The organism is Halomonas sp. 707D4 (genome assembly GCF_024158685.1).
GTDB lineage: Bacteria > Pseudomonadota > Gammaproteobacteria > Pseudomonadales > Halomonadaceae > Vreelandella.
Window position 1 is genome coordinate 1 of record NZ_JAMZBD010000254.1, and the last position, 4,625, is coordinate 4,625.

The window sequence follows — 4,625 nt, forward strand, 5'->3', positions numbered from 1 at the left end:
AGGTCGTCCACCGCGCACACCTCGGCGCTGGCGCCCGTCGTGGCGAGCGCCAGCGCGAGGCCGAACAGCGCTTTACTGACCAAAGTTGACGCTCAGAAACGCCGCGCGACCGGCGTTGATGTAGTCGGCGCCATCAAACGAGCGCGTGGTGACGTAATCCTGGTCCAGCACGTTTTCGAGCGTCACCCGCGCGCTCCAGAGCGGGGCGAACTGCCAGCCAGCGCGCAGGTTGACAAGGCCGTAGCCGGCCAGGCGATCCTCGTTGGCCGCGTCGCGGTAGCGATGGTTCTGGGCGATCCAGGAGCCGCCGACCGAATAGTCGCCGAGCTCGCGGTCGACGTCCAGGCGCAAACTCTGGGTGGCGCGGTTCTGCAAACGGTTGCCGGTGGCGCGGTTCTCCGGGTCGGTGTAGGTGAGCGCGGCGGCGACCGTCCAGCCGCCCTGCTCCACGCCGCCGGCAAGCTCGGCGCCGCGAACGCGCGAGGTGGGCACGTTGAACTGCTCACCCTGGCCGGCGATCAGGTTGTCGATGTCGGTCTGGTAGAGCGCAGCGTCCCAGAAAAAGCGCGCGTACTGGCCGCGGACGCCGATCTCCACGGTCTCGGAGGTTTCCGACTCGAGATCCGGGTTGCCGAAGCCGGGGTAGTAGAGCTGGTTGTAGGTCGGCGCGTTGAAGGCAGTGCCATAGCTTGCCCGCAGGGTGTGGTGGGCGTCGAGGTCGAAGCCGAGTGCTACGCTTCCGGTCACTTCGTCGCCGTAGCTTTCGTTGTGATCGAAGCGGGCGCTGGTCTGCAGCGAGAAGGGAGCGAAGTCGAACAGCGCCTGGGTGAAGGCGGCGGTGTTGTCGCGGCTGGTCTCGTCATAGGCAATGCTGCTGTCGACGCGGTCCTCGCTCTGCTCGACGCCGGCGATGAACTCGTGCATGCCGGCGCTGAAGGTGTTCTGCCAGCGCGCGGTGCGGATGGTCGTGTCGAAGGTGGAAGCGCCGAACTCGTCGACGTTGTCGCTTTCGTCCCGCGCTTCGGAAAGCGTCAAGCGCGAGCGCCAGCCCTCGACCACCGGGGTATCGACGTAGACGCCGGCGACCTGCTGGACGAAGTCGTTCTCGCCGCCGTCATACTCGTTGTTGCCGCGAGCGCGCAGCGCCAGCACGCCGGCCTCGACGCCGCTGTCAAACGTGTGGGACACCCGGGCGAGTGCGGTGGTGTTGTCGTAGCCCTTGTCGTCGCCACCGCGGCGCACCGGTTGGCCGTCGGTGTTGAAGTGGCTCGCGGCGAAGCTGTAGCGGGTGCCGCCCTCGACACCGCTCAGGCTCGCGCTTGCCCGCGCGGTGTTGAAGGCGCCGCCGCCGAACGAAAGCCTCGGCTGCGGGCCGTTTGCTTCAATGGGCTCGTGGGTGAAAAGCTGCACCACGCCGCCGATGGCGTCCGCACCAAACAGGCTTCCGCGTGGTCCGCGCACGATCTCGGCCCGCTCGAACAGGCGCGGATCGAGACTGCCCCAGGCCGCGCCGCCGCTGGTGGCGGAGCGCAGGCGAATGCCGTCGATCAACAGCACGTTTTGCGCGCTTCCGGTGCCGCGCAGATAGACGCTCGCGTTCTTGCCGAAGCTGCCGTTGCTGGAAACGTCGACGCCGGGCTGGCCGCGCAGAAGGTCGGTGACGCTCGTCGGGTCCTGACGGCGAAAGGCGGCCTCTTCGATCACGGTGACCGAGGCGAGGCTCTGGTTGGCGGTGCGCGGAGCGAGCGTGGCGGTGACCACGACCGGATCGAGAGCAGCGCGTTCGGCATCGCTTGCCTGGGCGTGGACCGCCAGCGGCAGCGCGGCCAGCGTAAAGGTGGCCAACCGGGCAGGTAGAAGACGTGCGTATGACATGGGAATCCCTTGCTGACCGTGCTCGCCCGCACGGCCGTTTCTTATGGCCGGGCGAGAAGTGGTCGACAAGGGAGAACGGCGCCCGCGAAGGGAGCGCCTATCGGCCCTCGGGACGCCCTCCGCGTACCGGCAGGTATGGTTTGAAAACCTTGGTTCCTGGGCCGGTCTCCGGGCTGACGAGCGAAAAGGCGGACTTTTCCAAACGGCGGCCTTCCCATGTCCTGGCGACACAGTGGCATGATGGCCGTTCTTGACTCGATTACCGTTGCGGGGGCAGCGCTGGAATGCACACCAGCTTCCCGTTTAACTGGCGGCGTTCCGCCAGCACCTAGGAGTGGGCGTAAACTAGCAAGTTGACCCTGTCAGGTCAATCGCACTCGGCGAGGGTACGCACCAGCCCATGACGCACGTACCAGACCCGCTCGGCGCGCTTGGCGGCGTCCTGGCTGAACCAGCCGTTGAGATCGCGCAGGCGGCGGTCTTCACGGGCCATGGGCACGAGCCCCCGGCCCACCTCGTTCATGATCAGCACCAGGGTGGCGTTGCACGCCCTGGCGGCTTGGCAGAGGCTGTCGATGTCCTCGCGCCACTGGGCGCGCAGGCGGGTGTCGTCCGCCTCGCGGGCGCCGTGGCGGGCCATCCAGTTGAGCACGCCGTTGATGACCAGCGGCGTATTGGGCACGAGGATGGAGTGGCAGTCGGCAAGACGTTGCCCCGGGGCGAGGGTCCACCAGGCGGCGTTTTGAAAACGCGCTTTTACGGCGTCTTTCTTGCCGGCGCGGGCACCACCGATGAAAAGTTGCATTGCCACTCTCCTCTTTCAGTGCGATAGGTCAGCGCCCACCGTCGGCCGGTGGCCTGGGCGACCGTGGCCTCCCAGAAGGGGGCGTCTTCGAATCGTCGGCGCAGCTCGCGTATCACGCCGCCGTGGGTCACGGCCAGCACCTTTTCATGCCCCTGCTCGCGGGCATTGACGGCCACCTCCGCGAGCCAGGCGTCCAGGCGCGCGCGCAGCTCTCCCGCCGATTCGCCGCCGGGGATTTTAAGCTCTCCGGCGCTATCAATCCAGGCCCTGTAGTGCGGTAACGCCTTGAGTTCGTCATAGACCTTGCCTTCGAACTCGCCGAAATCGAGCTCTCTGAGCCGGGGCTCGATGTAGACGCGCGCAGCACCCGGGGGCTTGACCCACTCAAGGGTCTGGCGGCAGCGGATGAGGTCGCTTACGTAGATCGCATCGATGCGCTCGTTCTCGAGCGCCGCCTTGAGCGTCTCGAGGCCGGGCTCGGCCTCGGGGAGCAGCAGCTCGATGTCGCGCTGGCCCTGGTAGCGCCGCTCCAGGTTCCAGGACGTTATGCCGTGGCGAACCACCAGAAGCTCCACATCGTGAGCAGTAGCCAAAGTTCTCCTCCTTCTATCAAGGCGCCCACCATGTCGCCGTTGATGCCCTTGAAGGCGCGCAGCACGGCGACGCGGTAGAGCGCGGTGAACAGCGCCGCGACCAGTAGCCACAGCGCCAGAGCGGGTGTGAACAGCGCCGCCGCGAGAACCGGCACGAGCGACAGCGCCACATCCCGGGTACCGACCGAGCGCCGCGCGTTGTAGGCCATGCCGGATGGGCGCAGGCAGGGGCCGAGCACCAGAAACGCCCCGCCCATGCAGCGGGCGATGGCGGGCAATGCCAGAAGCCATGCGAGCGGGACGTGATACTCCACGAAGGCCCAGAGCAGCGCTCCCTTCCAGGCCAGCAGGAAGACCAGCGCCAAAAGGCCGAAGCTGCCTACCTGGGGGTCCTTCATGATCTCGAGGCGCCGCTCGAGGGGCTGATTGCTGCCCAGGGCGTCGGCCAGGTCCATCACGCCGTCCAGGTGCAGACCGCCGGACAGCGCGACCCACAGGCTCAAGAGGGCAAGGGCCACCAGCGGTGTGGGCAGCGCCAGTTGGCCGAGCCCCCAGGCGGCGAGGGCCAGCAGCGCACCGATGCCAAGCCCGACCAGCGGGTAGGCTCTGAGCGCCCAGCGCCGGGTCGCCGCGTTCCACGGACATGCGAGGGGCAGCGGCAGGCGGGTCAAAAACTGGAAGGCCAGCACCAGACCGTATAGCGCACTCTTCACGGGGCCTCCTGCTTGGACGAGGCGCGCGGCTTCCACTCGATGCCGTGGCCGGCCACCACTTCGATCACCGAGTCCGCCTCGCGGGCGAGCACCCGGTGCAGGCGCTGCAGGAAGGCGACGAACCGCCAGACCACCGGGTCGTCCGGCAGCAGCGCCTCGTTGAGGTCGTTGGAGACGACGACCAGGCTCAGGCCACGCCGGCGCGCCTCACGCAAAAGCTTTTCGAGCCGCGCCACGCCCTCGTCTTCCGAAAGCTCGGCGGCGAACAGGAGCTGGCTCGCCCAGAGCGTTAGGCAGTCCAGCAGCACGGCCTTGTTCCGGGGAATCGTCGCCAGCGCCTCGTCGAAATCCAGCGGCGCCTCGAGGGTCACCCAGCGCTCGTCGCGGCGGGCCTGGTGGCGCTCGATGCGCTCTCTCATCTCGTCGTCGCTGTGGCTCGCCGTGGCCATGTAGTAGCAGCGACCGGGCGCGGCCTCGAGGGTGAGCGATTCCGCCAGGCGCGACTTGCCCGAGCGCGCGCCGCCGCCGACGAAGACGATCATGGGCGCACCTGGCGCTCAGTCGCGCCTCGGCGCGCCGCGCCCTTTTTTGCATCGTTCACAGCGCCCCTCCCGCCGCGCCCAGCGCGAGCATCATGGC

At 67.9% G+C, this 4,625-nt stretch carries 5 protein-coding genes and 1 riboswitch; all 5 genes read right to left on the reverse strand.

Features of this window, described 5'->3' with window-relative positions:
• Window positions 1-72: 72 nt before the first annotated feature.
• A complete protein-coding gene (locus BIS11_RS11360) occupies window positions 73-1,875 on the reverse strand; it encodes a TonB-dependent receptor (protein ID WP_253425573.1) in 1,803 nt (600 codons plus the stop codon).
• 141 nt (window positions 1,876-2,016) lie between these two features.
• Window positions 2,017-2,222, reverse strand: a riboswitch (cobalamin riboswitch).
• Between the two features lie 20 nt (window positions 2,223-2,242).
• Window positions 2,243-2,680, reverse strand: a complete 438-nt coding sequence (locus BIS11_RS11365) for a bifunctional adenosylcobinamide kinase/adenosylcobinamide-phosphate guanylyltransferase (protein ID WP_253425570.1) — start codon at window positions 2,678-2,680, stop codon at window positions 2,243-2,245.
• On the reverse strand, window positions 2,632-3,273 hold the full coding sequence (locus BIS11_RS11370) for a histidine phosphatase family protein (RefSeq protein ID WP_253425565.1): 642 nt from the start codon (window positions 3,271-3,273) through the stop codon (window positions 2,632-2,634). The genes BIS11_RS11365 and BIS11_RS11370 overlap by 49 nt, the downstream gene beginning before the upstream one ends.
• Window positions 3,225-3,986 (reverse strand): adenosylcobinamide-GDP ribazoletransferase, encoded by a 762-nt coding sequence (cobS, locus tag BIS11_RS11375; RefSeq protein WP_253425562.1) that lies wholly within the window; start codon window positions 3,984-3,986, stop codon window positions 3,225-3,227. The genes BIS11_RS11370 and cobS overlap by 49 nt, the downstream gene beginning before the upstream one ends.
• A complete protein-coding gene (locus BIS11_RS11380) occupies window positions 3,983-4,528 on the reverse strand; it encodes a bifunctional adenosylcobinamide kinase/adenosylcobinamide-phosphate guanylyltransferase (RefSeq protein WP_253425559.1) in 546 nt (181 codons plus the stop codon). The genes cobS and BIS11_RS11380 overlap by 4 nt, the downstream gene beginning before the upstream one ends.
• Window positions 4,529-4,625 lie beyond the last annotated feature (97 nt).

Bases quoted from the DNA above. Each gene is read 5' to 3' on its own strand.
- BIS11_RS11360 (WP_253425573.1), bottom strand. From the start codon at position 1,875: ATGTCATACGCACGTCTTCTACCTGCCCGGTTGGCCACCTTTACGCTG.
- BIS11_RS11365 (WP_253425570.1), bottom strand. From the start codon at position 2,680: ATGCAACTTTTCATCGGTGGTGCCCGCGCCGGCAAGAAAGACGCCGTA.
- BIS11_RS11380 (WP_253425559.1), bottom strand. From the start codon at position 4,528: ATGATCGTCTTCGTCGGCGGCGGCGCGCGCTCGGGCAAGTCGCGCCTG.